Source organism: Pedobacter sp. SYP-B3415 (genome assembly GCF_004138205.1).
Classification (GTDB): Bacteria; Bacteroidota; Bacteroidia; order Sphingobacteriales; family Sphingobacteriaceae; genus Pedobacter.
Genome location: NZ_RXNQ01000033.1, coordinates 222,004 through 245,859 on the forward strand (window position 1 = coordinate 222,004; position 23,856 = coordinate 245,859).

25 protein-coding genes and 1 tRNA gene are annotated in these 23,856 nt (G+C 46.6%); 14 read left to right on the top strand and 12 right to left on the bottom strand.

Annotation, left to right across the window (positions count from 1 at the left end; all coding sequences use genetic code 11):
- The first annotated feature begins 2 nt into the window (after positions 1-2).
- A complete protein-coding gene (locus EJV45_RS14430) occupies positions 3-1,304 on the top strand; it encodes a Gfo/Idh/MocA family protein (protein WP_129716564.1) in 1,302 nt (433 codons plus the stop codon).
- Between the two features lie 3 nt (positions 1,305-1,307).
- On the top strand, positions 1,308-2,225 hold the full coding sequence (locus EJV45_RS14435) for a hydroxypyruvate isomerase family protein (RefSeq protein WP_129716566.1): 918 nt from the start codon (positions 1,308-1,310) through the stop codon (positions 2,223-2,225).
- Positions 2,226-2,259: 34 nt separating this feature from the next.
- Here EJV45_RS14435 and EJV45_RS14440 read toward each other — a convergent pair whose 3' ends face one another.
- From EJV45_RS14440 to EJV45_RS14455, 4 genes are all read right to left on the bottom strand, one after another.
- A complete protein-coding gene (locus tag EJV45_RS14440; protein WP_129716568.1) occupies positions 2,260-2,940 on the bottom strand; it encodes a hypothetical protein in 681 nt (226 codons plus the stop codon).
- 121 nt (positions 2,941-3,061) lie between these two features.
- On the bottom strand, positions 3,062-3,232 hold the full coding sequence (locus EJV45_RS14445) for a spore protein (RefSeq protein WP_129716571.1): 171 nt from the start codon (positions 3,230-3,232) through the stop codon (positions 3,062-3,064).
- A gap of 33 nt (positions 3,233-3,265) precedes the next feature.
- A tRNA-Cys gene (locus EJV45_RS14450) sits at positions 3,266-3,339 on the bottom strand.
- Between the two features lie 121 nt (positions 3,340-3,460).
- Entirely contained in the window at positions 3,461-4,138 is a 678-nt protein-coding gene (locus tag EJV45_RS14455; RefSeq protein ID WP_370291417.1) for a TrmH family RNA methyltransferase, read from the bottom strand.
- A gap of 59 nt (positions 4,139-4,197) precedes the next feature.
- Here EJV45_RS14455 and EJV45_RS14460 point away from each other — a divergent pair, with 59 nt between their 5' ends.
- Positions 4,198-6,600, top strand: a complete 2,403-nt coding sequence (locus tag EJV45_RS14460) for a BamA/TamA family outer membrane protein (protein WP_129716575.1) — start codon at positions 4,198-4,200, stop codon at positions 6,598-6,600.
- Positions 6,601-6,685: 85 nt separating this feature from the next.
- On the opposite strand, the gene EJV45_RS14465 is transcribed toward EJV45_RS14460, so the two are convergent.
- From EJV45_RS14465 to EJV45_RS14475, 3 genes are read right to left on the bottom strand one after another with little or no spacing between them, the layout of a single operon-like run.
- Positions 6,686-7,216 carry a hypothetical protein gene (locus EJV45_RS14465; protein ID WP_129716577.1) on the bottom strand — a complete coding sequence of 177 codons (531 nt, stop codon included), beginning with the start codon at positions 7,214-7,216 and terminating at the stop codon, positions 6,686-6,688.
- Positions 7,213-9,525 (bottom strand): patatin-like phospholipase family protein, encoded by a 2,313-nt coding sequence (locus tag EJV45_RS14470; protein WP_240755292.1) that lies wholly within the window; start codon positions 9,523-9,525, stop codon positions 7,213-7,215. The genes EJV45_RS14465 and EJV45_RS14470 overlap by 4 nt, the downstream gene beginning before the upstream one ends.
- A 28-nt stretch (positions 9,526-9,553) precedes the next feature.
- The gene (locus tag EJV45_RS14475) at positions 9,554-10,087 is read right to left on the bottom strand and encodes a TspO/MBR family protein (RefSeq protein ID WP_240755293.1); all 534 of its coding nucleotides are present in this window, start codon (positions 10,085-10,087) and stop codon (positions 9,554-9,556) included.
- 118 nt (positions 10,088-10,205) lie between these two features.
- On the opposite strand from EJV45_RS14475, the gene EJV45_RS14480 reads away from it, so the two are divergent.
- Together EJV45_RS14480 and EJV45_RS14485 are read left to right on the top strand one after the other, a co-directional pair.
- The gene (locus tag EJV45_RS14480) at positions 10,206-12,479 is read left to right on the top strand and encodes a GH92 family glycosyl hydrolase (protein WP_129716579.1); all 2,274 of its coding nucleotides are present in this window, start codon (positions 10,206-10,208) and stop codon (positions 12,477-12,479) included.
- 7 nt (positions 12,480-12,486) lie between these two features.
- On the top strand, positions 12,487-13,311 hold the full coding sequence (locus EJV45_RS14485) for an alpha/beta hydrolase family protein (protein ID WP_129716581.1): 825 nt from the start codon (positions 12,487-12,489) through the stop codon (positions 13,309-13,311).
- A gap of 84 nt (positions 13,312-13,395) precedes the next feature.
- Here EJV45_RS14485 and EJV45_RS14490 read toward each other — a convergent pair whose 3' ends face one another.
- Both EJV45_RS14490 and EJV45_RS14495 read right to left on the bottom strand, forming a co-directional pair.
- Entirely contained in the window at positions 13,396-13,725 is a 330-nt protein-coding gene (locus EJV45_RS14490; RefSeq protein WP_129716583.1) for a DUF3276 family protein, read from the bottom strand.
- A 69-nt stretch (positions 13,726-13,794) separates the two neighbouring features.
- Positions 13,795-15,588, bottom strand: coding sequence for an ABC transporter ATP-binding protein (locus EJV45_RS14495; RefSeq protein ID WP_129716585.1), 1,794 nt, complete (start codon positions 15,586-15,588; stop codon positions 13,795-13,797).
- Between the two features lie 112 nt (positions 15,589-15,700).
- On the opposite strand from EJV45_RS14495, the gene EJV45_RS14500 reads away from it, so the two are divergent.
- From EJV45_RS14500 to EJV45_RS14535, 9 genes are all read left to right on the top strand, one after another.
- Positions 15,701-16,780 (top strand): Glu/Leu/Phe/Val dehydrogenase, encoded by a 1,080-nt coding sequence (locus EJV45_RS14500; protein WP_129716587.1) that lies wholly within the window; start codon positions 15,701-15,703, stop codon positions 16,778-16,780.
- A gap of 43 nt (positions 16,781-16,823) precedes the next feature.
- Entirely contained in the window at positions 16,824-17,774 is a 951-nt protein-coding gene (gene nusB, locus EJV45_RS14505) for a transcription antitermination factor NusB (protein WP_129716589.1), read from the top strand.
- A gap of 13 nt (positions 17,775-17,787) precedes the next feature.
- Positions 17,788-18,246 carry a DUF1573 domain-containing protein gene (locus EJV45_RS14510; protein WP_129716591.1) on the top strand — a complete coding sequence of 153 codons (459 nt, stop codon included), beginning with the start codon at positions 17,788-17,790 and terminating at the stop codon, positions 18,244-18,246.
- A gap of 22 nt (positions 18,247-18,268) precedes the next feature.
- Positions 18,269-18,577, top strand: a complete 309-nt coding sequence (gene yajC, locus EJV45_RS14515) for a preprotein translocase subunit YajC (RefSeq protein ID WP_129716593.1) — start codon at positions 18,269-18,271, stop codon at positions 18,575-18,577.
- Positions 18,578-18,695: 118 nt separating this feature from the next.
- Positions 18,696-19,643 (top strand): YbbR-like domain-containing protein, encoded by a 948-nt coding sequence (locus EJV45_RS14520; protein ID WP_129716595.1) that lies wholly within the window; start codon positions 18,696-18,698, stop codon positions 19,641-19,643.
- Entirely contained in the window at positions 19,643-20,239 is a 597-nt protein-coding gene (gene coaE / locus EJV45_RS14525) for a dephospho-CoA kinase (RefSeq protein ID WP_129716597.1), read from the top strand. The genes EJV45_RS14520 and coaE overlap by 1 nt, the downstream gene beginning before the upstream one ends.
- Positions 20,236-21,177, top strand: a complete 942-nt coding sequence (locus EJV45_RS14530) for an MBL fold metallo-hydrolase (RefSeq protein ID WP_129716599.1) — start codon at positions 20,236-20,238, stop codon at positions 21,175-21,177. The genes coaE and EJV45_RS14530 overlap by 4 nt, the downstream gene beginning before the upstream one ends.
- The gene (locus EJV45_RS19510; RefSeq protein WP_165305066.1) at positions 21,177-21,332 is read left to right on the top strand and encodes a DUF5522 domain-containing protein; all 156 of its coding nucleotides are present in this window, start codon (positions 21,177-21,179) and stop codon (positions 21,330-21,332) included. Before EJV45_RS14530 ends, EJV45_RS19510 begins: the two co-directional genes overlap by 1 nt.
- Before the next feature lie 6 nt (positions 21,333-21,338).
- Positions 21,339-21,794, top strand: coding sequence for a MarR family winged helix-turn-helix transcriptional regulator (locus EJV45_RS14535; protein WP_129716601.1), 456 nt, complete (start codon positions 21,339-21,341; stop codon positions 21,792-21,794).
- Here the strand turns inward: EJV45_RS14535 and EJV45_RS14540 are convergent.
- The 3 genes from EJV45_RS14540 to EJV45_RS14550 are packed head-to-tail and all read right to left on the bottom strand — an operon-like array spanning position 21,791 to position 23,795.
- Positions 21,791-22,504 (bottom strand): ZIP family metal transporter, encoded by a 714-nt coding sequence (locus tag EJV45_RS14540; RefSeq protein WP_129716603.1) that lies wholly within the window; start codon positions 22,502-22,504, stop codon positions 21,791-21,793. The two genes, EJV45_RS14535 and EJV45_RS14540, sit on opposite strands and share 4 nt — an antisense overlap.
- Positions 22,504-23,067 (bottom strand): phosphatase PAP2 family protein, encoded by a 564-nt coding sequence (locus EJV45_RS14545; RefSeq protein WP_129716605.1) that lies wholly within the window; start codon positions 23,065-23,067, stop codon positions 22,504-22,506. The genes EJV45_RS14540 and EJV45_RS14545 overlap by 1 nt, the downstream gene beginning before the upstream one ends.
- Positions 23,064-23,795 carry a bifunctional 2-polyprenyl-6-hydroxyphenol methylase/3-demethylubiquinol 3-O-methyltransferase UbiG gene (locus EJV45_RS14550; RefSeq protein WP_129716607.1) on the bottom strand — a complete coding sequence of 244 codons (732 nt, stop codon included), beginning with the start codon at positions 23,793-23,795 and terminating at the stop codon, positions 23,064-23,066. The genes EJV45_RS14545 and EJV45_RS14550 overlap by 4 nt, the downstream gene beginning before the upstream one ends.
- Positions 23,796-23,856 lie beyond the last annotated feature (61 nt).

A 23,856-nucleotide genomic window follows, 5' to 3' on the forward strand; every position in this document is an offset into this window, starting at 1 on the left:
CAATGAGCGAAAGAAGAGACTTTCTAAAAAATTCAGCCCTGCTTGCGGGCGGCGCTATGCTGAGTAACATCCCGCTGGCCGGCGCGTTCGCGGCCGGAAGCGACACCATCAAAATTGCATTAATCGGCTGCGGTGACCGCGGCACGGGCGCGGCATTCCAGGCATTGCAAACCAAGTACAACCTGAAATTGGTTGCTATGGCTGATGCGTTTCAGGATCGCCTGGACAGCAGCTACAAAGCGCTTTCAGATAAATTTAAGGACAAGATAGATGTGCCGGCTGAACGCCGTTTTGTAGGCTTCGATGCCTATCAAAAAGCGATACCGCTGGCCGATGTCGTGCTGCTGGCAACGCCTCCGGGCTTCCGCCCGATTCATTTCGAAGAGGCCGTTAAACAGAGCAAACAAATCTTTATGGAGAAACCGGTAGCTGTTGATGCTCCGGGAATAAGACGTGTACTTGCCGCAGCAGAAGAAGCAAAAAAGAAAAAACTCAACGTGGTTGTGGGTCTTCAGCGCAGGTACCAGACCAACTACCGGGAAGCCTTGAAACGCATAGAAGACGGGGCGCTTGGTAACATCGTTTCCGGACAGGTTTACTGGAACAGCGGCGGTGTATGGGTTCGGCCGCGCAAAGCCGGTCAAACGGAAATGGAGTACCAGATGAGAAACTGGTATTATTTCAACTGGCTTTGCGGCGATCATATTGTAGAGCAGCACGTGCACAATATTGATATTGCCAACTGGGTAAAAAATGCATATCCGGTAAGTATACAGGGAACGGGAAGCCGCGCCTGGAGAACCGGAAAAGACTATGGAGAAATCTACGACAATCATGCTGTGGAGCTTACCTATGCAGATGGTGCGGTGATCTATTCGCAATGCCGGCATTTTGAAGGTATCTCGAACCGGGTCGATGAAACTTTCCAGGGTACCAAGGGGCGTGTCTACCTGAGCGCCGGCAACAAGGCGGTATTGTGGGATCACTCGGGCAAGGAGATTTACAACCACCCGGGCAAGGGTAATCCAAACCCTTATCAGACTGAACATGACGAGCTCTTTGCAGCTATCAGCAGTGGGGAATATAAATTTAATGATGCAGAACGTGCCGCAAAGAGCACCCTTACAGCAATTATTGGCAGGTATGCAACTTACTCGGGCAAGGTGATTACCTGGGATGAAGCATTAAATTCGAATCAGGTTCTGGCACCGGATAAATTTACCTGGGATGCGCAGCCAAAAGTACTGCCAGATGCAAACGGAATCTATCCGTATCCACAACCCGGAAAAACCATGGTTATTTAAGACATGAACAGGACAGAATTTTTAAAAGCGAGCGCACTGACAGCCGGACTCGTCTCAAGCGGCAGTCTTTTTCAGGATGCAGCTGCTTATGCGGGTCCGTCTGCAGCAAAAACATTCAACCTCAATTACGGACCTCACGAAGGGCAGTTTGAAAACCACGCAGGTAAGAGTTTTACAGACCAGATCCAGTATATGTATGACCAGGGTTTTCGCTCTATCGAAGATAACGGTTACCTGGGCCGTTCAGTAGAGCAGCAAAAAAAGATCGGCGATCTGCTTGCAAAACTGGGTATGACCATGGGCGTATTTGTGGTAGACGGCGGCGACAACTGGAAAACATCACTCACAACAGGAAAAAAAGAATTTGTAGACAAGTTTGTAGACACCTGTAAGCGCTCGGTAGAAGCAGCCAAACGTTGTAATGCGAAATGGCTTACCGTGGTGCCGGGTTTTTATGAACGTAAGCTTCCCTATGGCAACCAGTTTTCTAACGTGATCGAGGCCATGAGACGCGGAGCGGAGATATTCGAACCGCACGGGCTTGTCATGGTGCTTGAAACCTTGAGCGATACCCCTGAGTTATTTTTACAACAAACGCATGAAACGTATGCGGTGTGTAAGGCCGTAAAGAGCCCGTCTTGTAAGATCCTTTATGACATTTACCACATGCAGCGCACAGAAGGTGATCTGCTAAAAAATATAGAGCGCTGCTGGGACGAGATTGCCTATTTCCAGGTAGGGGATAATCCGGGAAGGAAAGAGCCGGGAACGGGCGAGATCAACTACAAAAATGTTTTTAAATACATTCACGGCCGTGGTTATCGCGGCGTTATGGGCATGGAGCATGGAAAATCTGTAGGAGGAAAGGAAGGAGAAGTTAAACTGATCCAGTCTTACCGGGAAGCTGATCAATTTCTTTAACATAAAAAGTCCGGAATACCGGGCTTTTTTATTTTCAGGGTGTTTTTACGTAATAAGCCTTACCCAGGCCGATCGTTGTGGAGTTCTCTTCGCGCGCATCGCCGCCTTTTTTTGCCGGCATGAAATAGAAACAAAACGTTTGAGGTTTGCCGCCCGGGTATCTGAACGTTACGCTGTAGCCGTTTAAAAGGTATGTTCCGAGGATGACGCGGCGCCTGGTCTGACCTGACAGTGCTGCAAACGAAGCGCTAAAACTGCCGTCGTTTTTAAAATCGATTGTCTGTGCCTGATCCAGCCCAACTGCCCCCGTTCCTTTGCTTGCAGACAAGATGCGGTATTTGCCGTGCAGCCGGTCATTCGGGCTTGCCGGCAGTACTTTATAATACAATCCGCGTTTCCATGTTTCGGTTTTACTGCGTGCATCGGGCCAGTTGATCAGCATGCCGGTAGCCTGTTCTTCCCAGTTTCCCCATAGTTCTGCTCCATCTCCTTTGCTGCCTGCTCTGTTGATTTGTTCGGGGGATAGGCCGGTTACAAATGATTTGTAAATACGGCCGTCTGCATACAAGACATAATGATTGATAATCATTACCGGTTCAGCGCCCCGCCGGTAAGCCATCTGTTCATATACCATGATATGGTAGGACGACTTGCGCTGAGCATGCAAAGGAAAGAAGAATTGCAGCAGGAATAAGAGCAGGAAAAATGATCGCATGTGGTTTCATTGATTTACAGCTGTTACAGGGAGTATAAACCAAGTTCGCAATAAATCTGAAAAGCACAAAAAAACACCCTGTGATCGGCAGGGTGTTTAATATTTTCAAAGAAGTCTCTGACTATTTAGCCAAAGAAGCCAGAACAGCATTGTTTTTTGCAAGCTGATCTTTAGCTGACTGCTGTGAACGGCTACCTTTCTCGATGTTGGTGGCCAATTTCAAAAACTTAACTTCTAAACGTGAGACAGTTTTGTTTCTTCTGTCTTTTCTCTTTAATCTGGTAACTGCCATGGTGTAACCTTTTATTTTTTTATTTGTACAAACTGGAGGTCGAGAGCGGATTCGAACCGCTGTACAAGGTTTTGCAGACCTCTGCCTAGCCACTCGGCCACTCGACCATTAAATTTCAAGGTTGCAAAAATAGGAAATTCAAATTAAGAAACAAACATATTTGCTTTTATTTGAAAATGACCGCCTGCCCGCAGGTCGAATCCTGAATTCTTTACGCTTATCTTCTTTCTAATGCATATGTCTGGTGAGTTCTGAACAGAAGATCGCCGCACTGATGGCAACGTTCAGCGATTCGGCACCACCTTTCCTCGGGATGGTTACCGCCCTCGATACGAACGAACGCAATTCTGCTGAAATGCCCTGGCCTTCATTGCCCAAAACAACCAGGCCTTCCTTGCCCCAGGGTATGTCATAAATGCTTTCACCATCGAGCAATGCTCCATATACCGGAAGATTTGCTGAACGGATCAGCGCCGCCAGATCCGTGTAAAAGATCTCCATTCTGGCCAGGGAACCCATTGTTGCCTGTACGGTTTTTGGATTGTACGCTTCTACGGTATTTGCAGAACATATGATTTTGTCAAAACCAAACCAGTCAGCGGTGCGAATAATCGTACCCAGATTGCCGGGATCCTGAATCCCATCAAGCAGCAGACTGAATTGTCCGCGAAGCGCATCTGCTGCAATATGCTGCTGTTGCGGCATGTGCACAAGTGCCAGCATATCCTGCGGCGTTTGCAAAGTACTGATGCGCTCCAGCTCGGTTTGGTTTACCTCAAATAACTTTATATTTGTACCGGTATCTTCAAAATTTGCGGGCAGGTTTCCGGTATGATAAATGCTGTGAAGGCGATAGGCTGAACCAAAAAATTCTGTTATCGCTTTTATACCTTCAATGATGAACAAACCGTTTTCTTTACGGAACTTTTTTTGGTGCAGGGATTTTATAAAACTTATTTGAGACTTTGAAAGCATACAGGCCGATCTTCAGGGAATATTCAATCACTGCAATATTACCACTATTTATTCTTTTAATTGCGGCATGCTCATCTACAAAATACATTGAAGATTACCAATCGATTGTAAAAAAAGTTACCATTGACAGCGTAGACAGGCAATTTGAAGAAGAGGCCTACAACTATGTGCAAAAAGACATCAGGCCGAATTCAAAATTTGGTATCAACGTGTTTTTCTATAATCTTTTCAATACCAAAGACGGAAAATACAAGACCACAGGTATTAAGCCGATAGGGAGCCCGCCACCCATCCTTGACAGTGCCCTGGTAGAAATATCGCGTGCGCAGATCGAGAAGTTTTTAAAGAGCAAGGGTTACTTCGACGCCAGGGTCGGTTCAGATCTTGAAGTTGAGGAGCAGCGAGCATCGATCCTTTTCAAAGCTAATCCGGGTCCGCTTTATCACGTTGAGAAAGTTTCTCTGGAGATCCCTGACGGCGCCTTAAAGGCTGTCTATAACAATTTCAAGAAAGGCGATACGCGCCTGCACGATGGCATGCGTTATGACGAAGATTCGCTGGTTTATGAGCGTGAACGCATTTACCAGATCGCAAAGGAAAACGGATATTATGATTTTCTGCGTCCTTATATACGTTATGATGTGATAGATACAGCCCACCATTCCCGGAAAGTGGGCCTGCGCCTGTATGTAGACAATCCGGAAGGCCGCACGGGCCACAAACAGTACAGGATCGGCGAAACAAATATTCTCATTGCGCCAAACCCTGACGGTTTCCCCGATTCGGTGCGTTTCAAACTCAATCCTGAGAAAGTAAACAGCATCCGGTACACGGATTTTTCAAAACGTTTCAGGCGAAATCCCATTGTACGGTATGACTTTCTGAAAAAAGGCGACCTGTACGACATCAGAAACGAAAACCTGACGTATGACCGCATGTACGAACTGAACGTCTTTAAGAACGTTAAGATCGACTTTTACAAGGATTCAGTTTCCAGAGATACCGGCCGCCTGATCCATCCGATTATTCAGCTTATCCCTCAAAAAAGAATGAGCAACCGGGTCGAAGGCGAGATCCCGTTTAATGCAGGTACAGTCGGTTTTACCCTTAGCAATACGTATACAAACAATAATTTGTTCCGGGGCGCTGAGCGCTTCGAATTTCAGATCAAAGGCGGGCTGCAATCGCGAATAGGGCAGGAGCGCGGTATTTTCAGAGATATATACCAGCGGGATCTTTCAGTGAGCGCAAACTTAACGGTTCCCCGACTAATCATTCCTTTTTATAACCCGCCACTGGGTGGCAATGGTATGCCGCATACCACATTCTCATCCAGTTTTGTATATGCCCTTCAGCAGGATGTAGCAACCCGCCGCATCTTTATCAATTCAATTACGTACGACTGGGTAGAAACGAAATCTAAACTGCACTCATTTACGCCGCTTAATTTCGAGTACAGGTTCGGTGATTTGTTGCTTACCCAAACTGAAATCGAAAACATATTGGGCAACCTGGCTTCATTGCCTTTATTAGAGCGAAGCGACCTGACGCTAGGTATGAAATACACCTATACGCTGAACGGTAATAAACTAAATCAATACCGCGACTTCATTTATTTCAGGGGAAACATTGACATTGCCGGCAACTTACTCTATGGGCTGTCAAGACTGGGCGGGGTGCATCCAAATCCCGACGCCAAGTATTATGGTACCATACTGGGCCTGCCTTATAACCAGTATGTACGCCCCGAGGTTGATTTGCGCTGGTATAAACACCTGGGGGGCAGCCGGCAATTTGTTGCCCGGCTGAATGCCGGAATCGGATATGGTTACGGAAACTCAAACATTGTTCCTTTCGAGAAGATGTTTTTCGCAGGCGGCTCAAACGGCCTCAGGGCCTGGCAGGCACGTACCGTAGGCCCCGGTAATTACAACCGTGAAGTGCTCGAAGATGCAAGGCAACGGCAGCTGCTATTTGGGATTGATCAGCTTGGCGAAATGCGTGCCGAAGCAAACCTCGAGTACCGGTTCAGGCTGCTCGATAAATTTATTGGTGCCAAACTGAATGGAGCCTTTTTTATAGATGCGGGCAACGTCTGGAACATTCGCCGCGGACCTGGTAAATCAGACCCTACTTTCTTCAAACTCGACAAATTACCTCAGCAGCTCGCAGTGGGTACAGGTATAGGTTTCAGGTATGACGTAGATTATTTCGTTTTCAGATTCGATATAGGACTGAAACTGAAGGATCCGCAATTTATCGGCTCAGACCAGTGGGTCATCACAAAATATTTTGGCGATACCCGCGCGTTCAAAGATGATTATTATGCCCGGCATGAACCTGACCGTTATCGTTTCTTTCAATACAACTTCGGCATAGGAATGCCTTTCTAAATTATCATAACGTATCGGGACAGAACAAGCAGCATTTCCGGCAGTTGAGCTGCAGACTGCTTTCGGGTTTGTCTGGAATTTTGTTTTAAAACAGGTTTTTTAAACTATCAAAAATCGTCTCGAAGAAGGTGCTTACGTTTAGCCCGTTGCTATGGCTAAAGTAGAAAAAGACGAGCAGCACGATCACGGCAATGATGATAAGCCTTTTGAATGCGAATGCGATAAAAACGATGATAAGGGGTATCAAAACGAGCCACAGCGTACTGATCGTGAATGGATTCAGGTTGTTCTCTTTTTTATAAACGTATACCAGTTTGCTATGCGTACCGGCTTCATTTTTATGCTTGATGTAAACAAATGTGGACCGTTCGATAGATAGCGGCAGCAAGGCAACACCATCCTGAAAACGGAGTACCTGGGTAAAGCCGCTTACGCTGAACGTATATGTTCCATTAATTTTTTCCAGCGGATTGCCGGTGCTGTCAGCGGCAATGACGGCAAGTTTTGAATTTTTAAGCAGGCTTTCCTTGATAAGAAAGTTATTAATAGATACGCCCTGCGCGAAGGTGGTAGATGCAAAAAGCGAAATTACGATCAGCAAAAATAGCTTCTTCATTCAATAGATCGTTTGTTATAGATAAGAAAGCCTAAATGTAGCAAAAGTCCGTTTCTTTTTATGGCTTCGTTATACTTATTGTAACTCAGGCTAACCGGACCAAGCGGCGTATGGTATACCAATCCGGCGGTAGCCGCATAGTTTAGTTTGCTAAGCACCTCTGCATACCGGATACCCTGCTGCCCCACCCGTTCGAACTCGCGGAAGGGAAGGAACAAACTACCTTCGAGCCTGAGATCGAGGTTTTTTCGCAGGTTGTATACGTTTCTCAAACCTCCTGCCACATAATTGTAAGCCCGTAGTTTTTCTACGAACAGCGAACGGGTATCCTGGAGCGGATAGAACGCCGGTGCATTCAGCAGTGTGCTGTAATAGGTGTAAAATAAAGGCTGATTGGAAACGACACCTTCAATCTGGTAACCCAGGGTATATTTGCCGCTTGTGAACATGTAATTTTCGTCGCTTAGCCTGGCAGCGCCCCATTGTCTGTCTTGCCTGAACGTCAGGTTCTCGCGGTAACCTGCGTCGTTTCTGAAAATGTTTCCCTGACTGTAATATTCCCTGCCCGAAAAAAAGTTCAGGTGCAGCTGCAGGCTTCGTCCCCGGCTGGCGTATTGTTTTCTGTTCAGGGTGTTTTTCTCGAAAGACAGTGTACTTCTGTAACCATTAAACTCACTCTGGTCCAGTATGTCGCCGACAACGAAACTGTTGTTCGGGCTGTAACGATCTGTATTGTTAATGAATGCATTGTGAAAGACCACCCTGGCATTGTTATTCAGCGGAAAACCCAGCTTGATATCAATCCTCCGGTCGTATTGTTCAATGTAAATAGGGCGTGGATTTTCGATAAATATCTGACTTGTGTTATAAAAATTCCAGTGGTTGTAGGTCAGTTCCGCACCGATAAAGAGCGGCAGCCGGGTCGGGTAGTCGATCCGGCCTGAAGCCTGTACCGATTCATAAAATCTGCCTGAATAAAAACTCGTACCGAAGGTATAGGCCTTCCGGTTCAGGTAATTGTATTGCAGACCGAGAAAGACGTTACTGATGGGACGGGTTGAAATGTTCCCGCCAAGGTCAACCTTAAAGCTTTTTTGCGGCTGCGCAATGATCTCAAAGATATAACTGTCTGTTTCAGGCTTGTACAGGATACGCGGATAAATAGTCTCAAATACCTCATCAGCTACAAGCTTATAGTAGCCTCTGCGGATGTCTGCCAGGTTGAAGGTAGGCCGGTCGCTCTTAAACAGCCGCTCAATGTATTTTCGCTGTCTGAGCGTTACACCCTTTACTGAAATTTCACTGAACACCAGGTCTGGTTTTCTGTTGTTGAATTCGTTTCGCCGCCTGGCCAGGTTGTCTTTGTTTTCCCGGCGTAACACAGCTGCTTTAATTTTTGGCATATCTGCCATAGTCGCTTCATAACCCCTTTGTATCAGTTCAGCCACGGGGGCGAAGTTACTGACGCTGAAATCGCCAAGCTCGGGCTGAATATAAGTTCCGTTTTTTCCAATGAGCGTTGAATCAGATTTCGACAGGAACATAAAAACAAAAAAGCGGTTCATGAGCCGTTCGTCTGCTGACGATGGGTATTCATTGTAGATTTTTGACGATACATTGGCTCCGATGATGTAATCCGGATTAAATTCCTTTTTTAAAACATCTGCGGGAAAGTTGTTATAGAGGCCGCCGTCGAATACATATTTGCCATCCAGCCTGATGGGGCGATAGATAACAGGTACGGTCATGGTGGCACGGACCGCTTCGGCCAGACTTCCCCGGCCTACCGCAATACTGTTCTGAGAAAGTACATCAGAAACCATACAGCGATAGGGAACGAAGAGGTTGTCGAAATTATCTTTAGAAATGGCCGAAGCCTGAGAAAAAAGCTCCAGAAGCGCAAAGTTTAAAGGGATGTCATTGATGAGGTTAGACCGGAAGCTGAAATGGAAACCTGTATCCAGGCTAACCTTTGCGCTAAGCAGGGAGGCGGAAGGATCATTTTTGCTGAAGAAAAAACTGTAATCGCTCGAATACTTACCGCTTACCCAGTCCTGAAAATCACGGCTGAGCGCAATTTTTTCGATCTGTGCCGGCGCGTATCCGGCAGCATACATGGCACCGACAATTCCGCCCATGGATGTGCCGGTAATGTAGTCGATCGGGATGCCGTTTTCTTCCAGCGCTTTCAGGGTGCCGATGTGCGCCAGGCCTTTTGCCCCGCCGCCGCTTAATACGAGGCCAACCTTCTGTGCATAGAGCATGTGGCCAAGCATCGACAGCAGGATGAGAGATAGCAGGGCTTTCACATCCTAAAAATAAGCGTTTATTATTAAATTAATTTAAAATATAGATCTGCCAGGTCAGAATGGCTGCAAAGCTCACCCATAAGATATACGGCACAAAGAGGTAGCCTGCCCATTTATTGATCCGGTAAAAAACTATCGCGTTGATTATAATTATAACGAGAAAGACAAAGATCTCAATCAATGCAAAACCGATATCACGTTTATAGAAAAACAGGAACGACCACATGAGGTTCAGAATGAGTTGGATGGCATAAATGGCCACCACGCGAGGCCAGTGCGCTACCGCCGCCCTGTTGCGCCAAACCAGATAAGCGGCGATACCGATCAGGATAAATAACGTCGTCCAGACCGGGCTGAATAGCGAATCGGGCGGATTAAATGATGGCTTGGCGAGGGTTTTATACCATGTTTTTACTGAGTTCGCGGTGAATAGTCCGCCAAGTGCACCAACGGCCAACGTAATTGCTAGGCTGATGGCCAGCGCTCCAAAATTTATTTTTTTAGTATTCTCTGCTGGTTGCGGCCGGCTAGTCGCGGCCATGTCTGCGGGTAAGGTTGTCATCTGTTCGAAACATTTGGCGCCATGCTTGTGTTTGCGCTTTGACCGCAAGGTCGTCAATTTTTTGGCTCCCCTGAACAAATTACTAAATTTGATTACGGTTACACACAAATGAAACACGATGAATAAAAATTTGTATCTGGCTCTGTTGGGCTTAGTCTGTTTTTGCTCTTCACTGGCTCAGGACAAACAACCTGTCGACTATGTCAATACCCTGCAGGGTACCGACTCTGAGCCTGCATTGTCATACGGCAATACTTATCCTACCGTCGGCCTGCCCTTCGGCGTACATTTCTTTTCTCCGCAGACAGGTAAGAATGGAGATGGATGGAAATACCAGTACAAGGCAAAAACCATCCGGGGTTTTCAGCAGACACACCAGTGCAGCCCCTGGATGAACGACTATGCGGTTTTCTCGCTCATGCCCAGCGCCGGTAAACTTGTTGTTGATGAGGATGACCGGGCACTCGCCTTTAAGCACGAAAATGAGATCGCAAAACCATATTATTATAAAGTCGATTTTGATAACGGCATTAAAGCCGAGCTTTCGCCCGTTGAACGCGGAGCGCATATGAAATTCAGTTTCCCTGCAGAGCAGGATGCGTACCTGGTATTAGACGGATTTCTTAAAAATTGTGATATTACGATTTTGCCCACAGCCAGAAAGATTGTCGGTTATGTAGACAACGGGCGGTTTGTTCCCAAAAATTTTAAAAGTTATTTCGTTATCTCGTTCGATCAGCCTTTCACCGGATATGGCACCTGGGAGAACCGCAAGAATACCATGGTTCCGGCAAAATCATTTGCCATGGGGCCGGGGGCCGGAGCTTTTATCAAATTTAAAAAAGGAGCGGTGGTACAGGTAAAGGTATCATCATCATACATCAGTCTTGACCAGGCGCAGACTAACCTCGACCGCGAACTGGGCAAAGCGGCGAACTTTGAAGATACGCGCGATTCTGCGGCTGCAACCTGGAACAAATTATTGGGACGTGTAGCTGTTTCCGGCGGGTCTGAACAGGAACTCGCAACGTTTTATTCCTGCCTGTTCCGCGCCAATCTTTTCTCACGCAAATTCTATGATCTTGATAAGAGCGGCAAACCTGTTTATTACAGCCCATATGATGGAAAGGTGCGCCCGGGCTATATGTTTACGGATAATGGATTCTGGGACACCTTCCGCGCACAGTTTCCGCTCAGCAATATTTTGCATCCTGAAATGCAGGGCCGGCATATGAAATCATTGCTTGCTGCACAGGAGGAATCGGGTTGGCTGCCAACCTGGTCAAATCCCGGTATGTCTGGCGTCATGCTTGGCAACCACGCAATCTCACTGCTGGCAGACGCCTGGGCAAAAGGAATCAGGGATTTTGATGCCAGCAAGGCGCTGGCCGCATATTATCATGAAGCTACCAATAAAGGGCCCTTTGGCGGTTCGAACGGCCGCGAGGGTTGGAAGGAATATTTCACCCTGGGTTATATTACCTATCCGGAGATCCCTGAGGCTACTGCAAAGACGCTGGAATATGCCTATGACGATTTTTGTGCCTGGAACCTGGCACGGATGTCTGGCAATACGTACTACGAATCGGTCTTTGCCAGGCAGATGTATAACTACAAGCAGGTGTTCGACAGCGCTGCAGGTTTTATGCGCGGCCGGAAAATAAACGGCGCCTGGCAGGAAAACTTCGATCCTGTAGAGTGGGGAGGCCCTTTTACGGAAGGTAACAGCTGGCAATATACCTGGTCTGTTTTCCATGATATTCAGGGGTTGAAGAATCTGATTGGCGGCGACGAAAAATTTGTGGCAAAACTCGATACCTTCTTTACCCGTGCATCTGACTTTAAGGTTGGTACATATGGTAAGGAAATTCATGAAATGAAAGAAATGGCACTGGCCAATATGGGGCAGTATGCGCATGGCAATCAACCGGTTCAGCATGTGGCCTACCTGTACAATTATGCACGGGCACCCTGGAAAACGCAGGAGCGTGTGCGCACCATTATGAACAAGCTTTATAACGCCACCGAAAAAGGTTATCCTGGCGATGAAGATCAGGGGCAGATGTCATCATGGTATGTGCTGAGTGCGCTTGGCCTGTACAGCGTTTGCCCGGGAACCGATCAGTATGTAATCGGCAGTCCGGTGTTTCAGAAAGCCAGCATTCAGCTGGAAAACGGAAAAACGTTTACAATTGATGCACAGAACAACAGCAAAGAGAACGTGTATATTGAGTCTGCCCGGTTAAATGGTAAAGAATACAGCCGCAACTGGATCAGCTATGAAGACATCATAAACGGTGGTATCCTTGAGTTTAAAATGAGTAATACCCCAAATAAAACCCGTGGCACAGAGGCAGCCGATCAACCGTTTTCCTTAACTTCGGTAAATTAGATCCTGTATGAAGCTCAGATTTTTCTATTTCGTATCTTTTGTCGTGCTGCTGGCTTTCCCTGTTTTACCAGTCCTGGCCGCAAAGGTTGATACTGTTATTACGCACAGTGCTTCCATGAAAAAAGACATTAAGGCTGTCGTTGTATTGCCCGAAGGTTATGATGGCAGCAAGACCTATCCCGTTGTTTATCTTTTGCATGGTTATGGCGACCGTTACGATGGCTGGGTCAAAAAGTTCCCGGCTATACAAAATGAGGCAGACAGGCATAAGCTGATTATCGTTTGTCCTGACGGCAACATAGGCAGCTGGTATTTTGACAGCCCGGTAGATAAAAAATGGCGTTACGAAACGTATGTCTCAACAGAACTCGTTCAATGGATAGATAAAAACTACAAGACCATAGCAGACCGCAGGGCCAGGGCTATCACCGGATTAAGTATGGGCGGGCATGGTGCGCTCTATCTTGCGATTAAACATCAGGAGGTATTCGGCGCCGCCGGAAGCATGAGCGGGGGCGTAGATATCAGGCCTTTTCCGAACAACTGGGACCTGGCCAGGCGCCTGGGGCCAAAAGCAGAATTTCCTGAACGGTGGGCAGCCAACAGCGTAATTGAACAGCTGCATCTGTTAACTCCGGGTAAGCTGGCGTTGATTATAGACTGCGGTAAAGGCGACTTTTTTTATGATGTGAACGTAGCCTTACATGAAAAATTGGATTACTTGAACATTAACCATGATTTCATTATCAGGCCCGGCGTTCATAACTGGGAATACTGGAGCAATGCCGTGGGATACCAGTTGCTGTATTTTAGCCGGTTTTTCCGGTCTTAAAGGTGTCTGTGACCTGTAGCCCCGACAAGAGGAGGCCAAAAAAAAACCTCCGCATAACGGAGGTTTTCATCAATTAAATATCACTTAAAAAGAAAAATCGTCTTCAACTGGTCTTGGTGAAGCATGCTCTGCATGTTCCGAAAACTCATATCGTTTTTCAACGACATCCTGATGAGATTTGATATAGTCGACCGTGTCATTCAAACCTTCGGAGAACTTTTCAAAATCCTCTTTGTACAAAAAGATCTTGTGCTTGACAAACACTCCATCTTCCGGTCTTTTCTTGCTTTCAGTAATTGTCAGGTAATAGTCGCCCGCGCGGGTTGCCTTCACGTCGAAAAAATAAGTTCTTTTCCCCGCTCTTACTTTTTTAGAAAAAACCTCTTCTCGCTCTTTGTTGTCGTATTCTCCCATGATTGGTATTGTTCTTGGTTTTTGGTTGCGGTAAATATAAAGCAAATTCTGAAACTTCAAAATAGAAATTTATTTCATTTTGTTCTCCTCTTCTTCAAGCAACTGGTTGGCGTGCATTTCTGCGTAACTGCCATTAAGTGAAAGCAATTCGGCATGGGTTCCCTGCTCTTTTACCCGTCCTTCTTCAAGTACGAGTATCAGATCTGCGTTCTTAATTGTCGAAATACGATGGGCAATCAGCAGGGTTGTTTTTCCCTTCATCAGCCTGCCAAGATTGCTCAGAATTTCCTCCTCGGTTTTGGTGTCAACGGCCGAAAGGCAATCGTCGAAGATGAGAATTTTCGGTTCCTTGATCAATGCCCGGGCAATTGAAACCCGTTGCTTCTGACCGCCCGATAAGGTGATGCCGCGTTCTCCGAGCATGGTCTCAAATCCCTGTTCGAATCCGATGATGTTTTCGTACACCGCTGCATTCCGGGCTGCTTCGCTCACGGCGTTATGGTCCAGGTTATCAAGTCCAAAGGCAATATTATTGCTGATGGTGTCTGAGAAAAGAAAAACTTCTTGCGGAACAAAACCGATCTGGTCCCGGAAATGCTGCAGGTCCCGTTGTTTTACATCAATGCCATCAATTTCAACACTGCCTGAATTTGCGTCGTACATCCGCATGATCAGGTTTGCCAGGGTCGATTTTCCGGAACCGGTGCGTCCGATGACCGCAACAAACTGCCCTGGCTTAATTGCAAGGTTGATGTTGCTCAGCGCTGTGATGCCGGTGTCCGGATAAGTGAAGCTGACATCTTTGAGTTCAATTGCGCCGGCTATTGTTCCGGTTGCCACGTTTCCGCTGGTAATATCTGGGCGGAGCTGCAAAAACTCATTGATGCGTTTCTGCGAGGCTGCTGCGCGCTGAATGAGTGTCGTAACCCATCCAAGCATGGTCACCGGGAATGTAAGCTGGTTGACATACACAATAAATTCGGCAATATTCCCCGCACTGATCGATCCGTTAATTACTTGCAGGCCACCTATATAAACGGTCAGAATCGTGCTCAAGCCTACCAGCAGGAGCATGGTTGGGTAAAACAATGCCTGCAACCTGACAAGTTTCATCGATTCGGCTTTGTAATCTTCGCTCTGCACGGCAAAAGCATCGCGCGTCTGCGATTCGCGTACGTATGATTTGATTACCCTGATCCCTGACAGCCGTTCCTGTACAAATGCCGAGAGGGATGACAGTCGCTGCTGAATCTTTTCACTTTTATCATGAATGCCCGTATTGACGTAATAAATGGTTACCACGAGTACAGGTAAGGGCGCGAGGCTGTAGAGGGCCAGGGTTGAATTTACGTTAAACATGGCGTAGACGATAAGCACAACCTGAACGGCTGTATTCAGCGCATACATAATGGCGGGACCAACATACATGCGAACACGGTTTACGTCTTCAGTTGCCCTGTTCATCAGGTCGCCTGTATTATTCCGCCTGTAAAAACCGAGGCTTAACTCCTGGTAATGCGTGTAGATCTCGTTTTTCATGTCAAATTCAATATGCCTGGACATGAGAATCAGTGTCTGGCGCATAAAAAACATGAACAGCCCGCGCAGCAGGTAAAGTGCAAGAACGACGGCACCAAAATAGAGCAGGCCGGCGCTGAAGATATCATACATGATCTGCTGCCGTTCAAACCCTGCAAACAGTCTGTAGATAACAAGGTTTTCAGTGATCAGATCGAACGCAAAGCCAATGACCTGCGCAGGCACAACGCCAAAGATGTTTGATATGGTGACAAAAAAGACACCGGGTATAATCCACCACTTGTATTTGTAAAAGTATTTGTTGAGATAACGAAGGTGTTTCATACCCTGCAAATCTACCCAAAATAACGTGCAAATTTTTTGGTGATTTAGTTACGGGAGTGTAAATAATGGTTTTTTTATCTATTTTTGGCCCAGCGTTAATCAATACATCCATATGCCCGAACAAAGCCCTTCCGTATTGGATCAGTTGAGTGCATCCGGCCACAAAAAGGTTGTTTTTTGCAATGATTCAGATTCAGGATTGAAAGCAATCATTGCCATTCACGACACAACTCTGGGTCCGGCACTTGGCGGTACGCGCATGTACAATTATTCGTCTGAGGCTGAAGCGCTGGAAGATGTGCTGCGGCTTTCCAAACGTATGACTTACAAGTCGGCCATCACCGGTCTGAATCTTGGCGGTGGCAAGGGCGTAATTATCGGCGATTCACGTAAGGACAAATCAGAAGCGCTGATGCGTAGTTACGGGCGCTTCATCAAAAACCTCAACGGCGAGTACATCACTGCCGAAGAACTTGGAACTACTGCACGCGACATGGAATACATTCGCATGGAAACGCAGTATGTAACCGGTGTTCCTGAGTCGCTGGGCGGTGCGGGAGATCCTGCGCCTTTTTCTGCACAAGGTGTTTATTACGGTATCAAAGCCTCGCTTAAGGAGGTTTACGGATCAGATATGCTGGCCGGAAAAACTGTCGTTGTGCAGGGACTTGGCAAAGTAGGGGAGCACCTTGTTTCGCTTCTGCGAAAAGAGAATGCAGTTGTGCTGATCAGTGACATCAATAAAGACCTGACCATGCATGTAGCCTCAAAGTACAAGGCGAAGCCAATTGATGCAGACAAGATTTTCGGTATTGAGGCAGATGTATATGCGCCATGCGCACTCGGTGCAACGATTAACGACAAGACCATCGATAAGATGAAATTTGCCGTTATTGCCGGTTCAGCAAACAACCAGCTTGCAGATGATGAGAAACACGGCCGTGCATTACTGGAAAAAGGTGTGGTTTTTGCGCCCGATTACCTGATCAATGCCGGCGGCCTGATCAGCTGTTATTCGGAGCTTACAGGTTTAGGAAAAAAACGGACTATCCAGCTTACTGAGCACATTTTTGACGCTACGCGTGATGTGCTGCGGATGTCTAAAAAAGAAAACATCCCTACGCTTGAAGCTGCAAACCGGATCGCTGAACAACGCATCGCATCGATCAAAAAAATAAAATCGTCTTATTAGTAAAAATTTAAATAACAGGTTTTTTAACCGAATCGTTCTTTTCATGTTAAACAGAAGACACCTCAGAATCAAAGCGCTGCAAACTATCTTTGCATGGCAAATGGACAGTAAGAAAGACATCCGTTCTTTCGAAAAAGTACTGATGCAAAGCATCGACAGCGTTTATGAAATGTACATCTGGATGCTGTCGCTCATCCTCGACGTTACTGAATATACCAGCAATGACGCCGCTGAAAGGGCCAACAAATTTCTGCCCAGCGCAGAAGATCTCAATCCTAATCTTAAACTGCTGCATAATAAATTCGCAAACCTGCTCAAGCAAAATCCTGAGTTTGCATCGGCGGTAAAAAAATATAAAATAGACTGGGGCTTTGATCCCGAGATCACAAAAACAGCCTTTTCTGAGCTGAAGAAATCGGCAGAATACGCCGCTTATCTCGCCGATTCAAATGATGACCTTGAATCCTCAAAAGACATTATCAAATTCCTCTTCCGGAAAATCATCTTAAAAAATCCAAATATCGTTCAGGTATTTGAAGATAAATTTATCAACTGGCCTGTAGACCATGAGGTGATGAAAGGAATGGTAGCCAAAACGCTCAAGAACTTTACGTTCGATGACCCGTTCAAGAATAAACTGACGGTGATAAGCCAGGATTGGGAAGAAGACAGCAAATTTGTTCGTGATCTTTTTGTATATACACTGCAGAACGAAGCTAAATACAATGAACTGATTGCCGAGCGTACCAAGAACTGGGAATCGGAGCGTATTGCCATTGTAGATACCATCCTGATGAAAATGGCGATTTGTGAACTGCTTAATTTTCCCTCGATTCCTGTAAAGGTAACCATCAATGAATACCTTGATTTATCAAAAGATTACAGTACGCCGAAAAGTAATTCATTCATAAACGGTATTTTAGATAAAATTCTTGCCGACCTTAAGCGCACCAACAGCATTAAGAAGTCGGGAAGGGGTTTGATTGAAGACTAACTGATTAAAACACATGAAAAGAATCTTTTTTGCCGTGCTGATGGCCGGCGCCCTCGCTTCCTGCCAAAGCAACCAGAAAAATGAAACAGCCCAGTCTGAAACAGCTGCGGTATCAAATAACGGCGCAGATCATGCGGCTGCCGTACCTGATAAAGATGCGCCTGTAATTACCTGGGAGCGCGAAACCTACGATTTCGGAACAATCAAACAGGGCGAGAAGGTTCAGCATGACTTCAAATTCAGGAATACCGGTAAAACACCGCTCATTATCAGCAATGCCTCTGCTAGTTGCGGCTGTACAGTACCAGAGCCGCCTAAAGAGCCGATCAAACCTGGTGCAGAAGGCGTAATCAAAGTCGTATTTGACAGCAATGGAAAAGAAGGTGTACAGGATAAGGGAATCACTATTACCTCAAATGCTAATCCGACAATGTCGGTTGTGCACCTGGTGGGTGAAGTAAAAGCAAACTAAAATTTAATTAAATACAGCGTTAATGACAGCAGCAATTTTATTACAGGCTCAGGGCGGCGGACTTGGAATGATCGTTCCTATGGTCCTGATCATGGTCGTTTTTTATTTTTTCATGATCCGGCCACAGGTAAGAAAAGCCAAAGAGCATAAAAAAATGATCGGCGATCTGAAAAAGGGCGATAAGGTCGTCACTACTGCAGGTATTCATGGCCGCATCGTTGATATGAACGAAACTACCTTTCTGCTTGAGGTTGAAGGTGGCACGAAGATCCGCTTCGATAAGACAGCCGTATCACTTGATGCGACTAAAGCCGCGCAGCCAAAAGCTTAGTGCAGATTGTACATATTGAAGACTTGTCGGGATGCCCATGGCATCCCGCTTTTGTTTGTGGCTTTGACCTTGACACGATCTTTGTTACATTTGAAATGAACTAACAGCACGTATCTGCATGCCCATCATCAAACTCACTAAAGTTGAAAGAAGGCGTTTCCTGACCTTCCTGTTGTGTTTGCTGCTGGCCCTATCGGGCTGGATATTTCTTGCGCTTAAAAACAAATATGTTTATACGGCAAAAACTGTCCTGGTCTACAAAAATTTCCCGCAGAATAAGGCATTTCATCCCCTCCAGTCAGACACGGTAGACCTTCAGGTTGAGGGAACCGGCTGGCAGCTTGTGTTTGCCAGGCTCCGCATCAACCCGCAGTCTATCGCCGTTAGTCTGAATTCGCTGAACATCAGGAATTTCGTCGTGTTCAGCGACCAATTGTACAACATCAATAAACAGCTGGAAACCTCACAGAAAATAGTCAGCATTAAACCCGATACGCTTTATTTTGATTTTTCGAAGCGGACCGTTAAACGGGTACCGGTGAAACTTGTATCTGACCTGAAGTTCGTGAAACAATATGATGTATCAGGACCCATTGAAGTGATCCCGAAATATGTAACCATATCTGGACCGCAGGAGGAGATAGCCGGCATCCGCGAATGGCGTACTGATACGCTGTTTCTTGAAAAGATACAGCATACCAGCATGGCACGCATTCCGATGGAGGAAAAAAAGAAAAAGAACATCAACATTTTTCCGACTACGGCCGAGGTTAAGATCCCGGTTGATGAGTTTACCGAAAAAGAAGTCAGTGTGCCCCTCAAGATCGTTAACAATCCACGGTTTCTTGATCTTTCTGTATTTCCCCGGAAGGTCAGGGTAAAATTTATGGTGTCTCTGAGCGATTATGACGATATCAACGAGGACATGATGGAGGCGCAGGCAGACCTGAACGAATGGAGCCTTCAACACCATAAGCAGCTGCGGGTGCGTATGTCACGTTTTCCTGATTACTGCAAACTGATCTCCGTGAGTCCGGAAAAGGTAGACTTTATTATCGAACGCTGATGCTGAAAATAGGAATAACCGGAGGCATAGGAAGCGGTAAGACAACCGTGTGCAAAATTTTTGAAGTACTGGGCATCCCCGTTTTTTATGCTGACAGCCAGGCGAAAGCGCTGATGACTACCGACCCGATCCTGATGGCAGGAGTCAGGGAAGCGTTCGGTAAGCACAGCTACCGTGCAGATGGATCGCTTGATAATCAGCACATAGCAGGTATCGTTTTCAACGATGACGAACAACTGGCAAGACTGAACGCCCTTGTTCATCCCGCGGTGTTCCGCGCCTTTGATGTGTGGGTAGCAGCGGTCGACCGGCGGGCGCCATACATACTCAAGGAAGCGGCGCTGCTTTTCGAAAGCGGCTCCTACCGTATGTGCGATCGGAATGTCCTTGTTACTGCTCCGCTTGAGCTAAGAATCGGACGCGTTATGGAGCGCGACGGCGCTAGCCGCGATGCGGTCCTTCAAAGAATAGCCCGGCAATTCGATGATGAAACCAAGGAAAAAATGGCCGACTACCTCATCACAAACCAGGAAGATGCAGCCCTCATTCCTCAGGTTATGCGCTTACACAGGCAATTTACTGAGCCGGGTTCATGATTTTGCAGGATTTTATTGTATCGACCAGGGCCGGCCTGTATTGCCGTTACGGCGATTTTTATCTCGATGCCCGCCAGCCCGCTCGTATTGCCATCATATCACATGCGCATGCAGATCATGCCATTCCCGGTAACGGACAGGTGTTTTGTACCTCGGCCACAAGGGCGTTCATGCAGCACCGTTACGGCCCGATGGCGGCGGGTAGTTTTTCCTGCAGGATGTATGGCGAGCCGTTTATGATCGGCAAGGTTCGCGTAACACTGCTGCCTGCCGGACATATGCTTGGTTCGGCCATGATACTGATGGAATTTGAGGGGATCCGGTACCTCTATACCGGCGACTTCAAAACGCAGGAAGATGCAACCTGTGAACGCCTTGAAGCTGTTCAGGCCGATGTATTGATCACAGAATCCACATTTGCGCGAAAGGGGTTGACGCATCCACAGCCAGAGGCGGAGATAAGGCGCTTGTCTGAAACGCAGCATCCTATTCTGTTGGGCGCATATGCCCTGGGTAAAAGCCAGCGTCTGGTTCATCTGCTAAATACGTACTGTCCGGAAAAAAGGATACTTGTTCATTCGGGCATTGCACCCTTTATGAAAATCTATGAAAGCTTTGGCAAAGGACCATGGAAATGGGAACCTTACAACACAAAAATTGCAAAGCGCGGCGAGAAAGACATTGTTTATCTCGTAACCCCTTTATCTTTCAAGAGTTATAGCTTTGACCTGAATTTTGTCAGGGCGTTTGCAAGCGGCTGGGAAGCGCTGCAAAGTAAAGGTGGAATTAAATTATTTTTGTCTGACCATTCAGATTGGCAAGGTATTATCTTATTGATAAAAACGGTATCGCCAAAAGAAGTTTGGACCTTACATGGGGACGGGGCAGATCTGAAGGAATTTTTTGCAGGCTCGCTGTTCGTTAAGATTCTGGAATAATGGAAGAGGGGAAAGACTTTTATTTTAACGAAGCTGGTTTGATGGTGTTTACGAAAGAATATCATCTGAAGCGCGGTTACTGCTGCAAAAACAAATGCCTTCACTGCCCCTGGAACTATGGAAGGCCAAAATCCGGTCGAACCAGGACAAAATGATGTTTTATGAGGTCAATCAATGAACAAGCAACAAGCGCCTTGCGCCTGGAGTGCGACAAGGCTTTAATCAATCTTCTGTATGCAGCTAACCGGTGTAATCTTGAAATGCGCGAACGGCTAAAGGATTTCCAGATTACCACCCAGCAATTTAATGTATTGCGAATACTGAGGGGGCAATACCCCGGTGCAGCCACGATCAGTCTGATTAAACAGAAGATGGTTGACAAGATGAGCGATATTTCCCGCATCATTGACCGTCTGTTGCAGAAAAAATTTGTAGTCAGGGAACCTGGTAATTCGGACCGCCGTACGGTAGACATCAGCATCAATGAGTCAGGTCTGAAACTCCTCGAGGCCATTGACCAGCAGGTGGACTTGTCAACTTTTATTGCACGAAAACTTACACTTGACCAGGCGAAAGGCCTGAACCATCTGCTCGATAAATTAAACCGGAAGGCTTAAAGATAAGTTCCGGCAACCGCAATCCCGATACCGAGCAAAACGGCGATCATCTTACGCTTATTGACTTTATGATCCATACTTGATTCGAACAGGATGGTTGTAGAAATATGCAGAAAAATGCCGATCACAATGCCCATGATCTTGTTGAAGTATGATTCAACACCACCGATGGTGCCGTTGCTCAGCCCAAGGCTTACATAATAACCAAGAGGTGCCATAATAGCGAATACACCTACGCAGAGCAACAGAAGGCCACCACGAAACTTGTTCTGGAGGAGGATACTCGCCAGGGCAAATGCTGCAGGAATGTGGTGAAGAGATATGCCAAAGATCAGCTCATTCTGCCTGTCGCGTGCAAGCGGCATCCCCTCAAGGAATGCATGCAGACAAAGACTAAGCATGATTCCCCATGGGAACTGCCGGTCATGGTCATGATGCCGGTGAATGTGCCCATGTTCAACCCCTTGCGAAAATTGTTCAAGCAAAACCTGGAAAAGAAAGCCAATAAGAATAAAGATGCCGATCTCTTCAGAATCTGTACCGCTGTAGGCCTCGGGAATCAGGTGCAGAACGGTAATGGCAAACAGGTAAGCCCCGCTGAATGAAAGGATCAGCTTTAACAAAGCCGACTTGTCGCTCTTGACCAAAAAGATCGCAATTCCGCCCAGAAAGGCGCTGAAAAACAGGATCAGAAATTTCCAGATCTCCATCAGAACTCAGGTTTCAATGTTTTAAACAGCCTCGCCGTAAGCAAACCGATGCTGCAGCCAAGCAATGTGCCGGTCATCACATCAACCGGATAGTGTACCCCGACATAAATCTGAGCCAGGCTGATCATGATTGCCCAAGCCAGCCCGATGGGCAGAATGGGCTTCCATTTAGGATAGAAAACACAGATAATAAACACAGCCAGTGCAAAATGGTTGGTGGCATGAGCAGACGGAAAACTGTAGCCGCTGCCGCAGGGCACCCGGTGAATAATGTCGAGGGCAAGTGTTGGTTCATTGCAGGGCCGAAGCCTTGCCACAAAGGGTTTGATGAGGCGCGATGCCGTCAGGTCGCCCAGGCCAAAGGTAAGTAGGAAAATTCCCAGCAGGTAATAACCCGTTTTTTTGTATTCTTTTATGAAGAAAATGATGATAAACAGGTAGAGCGGAGCCCAGAAATACCGGTTGCGCACCAGCGGAAAGAAAAAGTCCAGAAAGTCATTGCTCCAGCCCCGGTGTATCTTCAGGAACAAGTCGGCGTCAAACTGCTGTATGCTCTCAATCATGCCTTTTTACAGATAAAGATCAGGCGGTCTGAAACCGTTTCCTGGAACGGGTTAAGCGCATAATCACCAAATGTATTTGTAATTCTCAAACCGCTTTTTTCAAACATACGTTCAAAATCTTCGGGCATAAATGCCTGAACACGCTCTTCGAATGCATAGGTCTTGTTCCGGTGCTCGAAGTTAATGTGTTTGATGATCTTACCGTCCTGAACAAATTTTTTTATATGGAACTCAATACCTTCCGCAATTCTGGTATCCATATGTGTAAGATTACGCAGAATTTTTTGTGTATTAAAATAATCGATAACCAGCGTCCCATCTTCGCGGAGCGACTTCCGGAATGATTTGAGGGCGTTTACGTGCTGAAGTTCCGTTTCGAAATACCCGAAACTGGTAAACAGATTTAGCGCGAGATCATAATAATTTATATAATGCAGCTTTCGCATGTCATGAACAAAGAAATGCAGGGAGCGGTTCTCGAACTGCCTCGCGTACTTTATATTCTGCTCTGACAGGTCTATGCCTGTGACATCAAAACCCTTTTTATTGAGGTACACGGCGTGGCGGCCCCTTCCGCAGGCAATGTCCAGAATGCGGTCATCGGCGCGGGGCCGTAAGCTGGCAATCAGGTTGTCGATCAGGAATTCGGCTTCAGCATCATCCCGCTGGTGGTATAGGATGTGGTAGAAGGGTGAATTGAACCAATATTGAAACCACTTTCGCTGCATAAACAGATCAATTTTGAGGCGCAAATATACTACTTTGAACCCTTCCCCGGGGCGCTAATCC

Bases quoted from the DNA above. Each gene is read 5' to 3' on its own strand.
- EJV45_RS14430 (WP_129716564.1), top strand. From the start codon at position 3: ATGAGCGAAAGAAGAGACTTTCTAAAAAATTCAGCCCTGCTTGCGGGC.
- EJV45_RS14435 (WP_129716566.1), top strand. From the start codon at position 1,308: ATGAACAGGACAGAATTTTTAAAAGCGAGCGCACTGACAGCCGGACTC.
- EJV45_RS14440 (WP_129716568.1), bottom strand. From the start codon at position 2,940: ATGCGATCATTTTTCCTGCTCTTATTCCTGCTGCAATTCTTCTTTCCT.
- EJV45_RS14445 (WP_129716571.1), bottom strand. From the start codon at position 3,232: ATGGCAGTTACCAGATTAAAGAGAAAAGACAGAAGAAACAAAACTGTC.
- EJV45_RS14465 (WP_129716577.1), bottom strand. From the start codon at position 7,216: ATGAAGAAGCTATTTTTGCTGATCGTAATTTCGCTTTTTGCATCTACC.
- EJV45_RS14475 (WP_240755293.1), bottom strand. From the start codon at position 10,087: ATGACAACCTTACCCGCAGACATGGCCGCGACTAGCCGGCCGCAACCA.
- EJV45_RS14480 (WP_129716579.1), top strand. From the start codon at position 10,206: ATGAATAAAAATTTGTATCTGGCTCTGTTGGGCTTAGTCTGTTTTTGC.
- EJV45_RS14485 (WP_129716581.1), top strand. From the start codon at position 12,487: ATGAAGCTCAGATTTTTCTATTTCGTATCTTTTGTCGTGCTGCTGGCT.
- EJV45_RS14490 (WP_129716583.1), bottom strand. From the start codon at position 13,725: ATGGGAGAATACGACAACAAAGAGCGAGAAGAGGTTTTTTCTAAAAAA.
- EJV45_RS14495 (WP_129716585.1), bottom strand. From the start codon at position 15,588: ATGAAACACCTTCGTTATCTCAACAAATACTTTTACAAATACAAGTGG.
- EJV45_RS14500 (WP_129716587.1), top strand. From the start codon at position 15,701: ATGCCCGAACAAAGCCCTTCCGTATTGGATCAGTTGAGTGCATCCGGC.
- nusB (WP_129716589.1), top strand. From the start codon at position 16,824: ATGTTAAACAGAAGACACCTCAGAATCAAAGCGCTGCAAACTATCTTT.
- EJV45_RS14510 (WP_129716591.1), top strand. From the start codon at position 17,788: ATGAAAAGAATCTTTTTTGCCGTGCTGATGGCCGGCGCCCTCGCTTCC.
- yajC (WP_129716593.1), top strand. From the start codon at position 18,269: ATGACAGCAGCAATTTTATTACAGGCTCAGGGCGGCGGACTTGGAATG.
- EJV45_RS14520 (WP_129716595.1), top strand. From the start codon at position 18,696: ATGCCCATCATCAAACTCACTAAAGTTGAAAGAAGGCGTTTCCTGACC.
- coaE (WP_129716597.1), top strand. From the start codon at position 19,643: ATGCTGAAAATAGGAATAACCGGAGGCATAGGAAGCGGTAAGACAACC.
- EJV45_RS14530 (WP_129716599.1), top strand. From the start codon at position 20,236: ATGATTTTGCAGGATTTTATTGTATCGACCAGGGCCGGCCTGTATTGC.
- EJV45_RS19510 (WP_165305066.1), top strand. From the start codon at position 21,177: ATGGAAGAGGGGAAAGACTTTTATTTTAACGAAGCTGGTTTGATGGTG.
- EJV45_RS14535 (WP_129716601.1), top strand. From the start codon at position 21,339: ATGAGGTCAATCAATGAACAAGCAACAAGCGCCTTGCGCCTGGAGTGC.
- EJV45_RS14540 (WP_129716603.1), bottom strand. From the start codon at position 22,504: ATGGAGATCTGGAAATTTCTGATCCTGTTTTTCAGCGCCTTTCTGGGC.
- EJV45_RS14545 (WP_129716605.1), bottom strand. From the start codon at position 23,067: ATGATTGAGAGCATACAGCAGTTTGACGCCGACTTGTTCCTGAAGATA.
- EJV45_RS14550 (WP_129716607.1), bottom strand. From the start codon at position 23,795: ATGCAGCGAAAGTGGTTTCAATATTGGTTCAATTCACCCTTCTACCAC.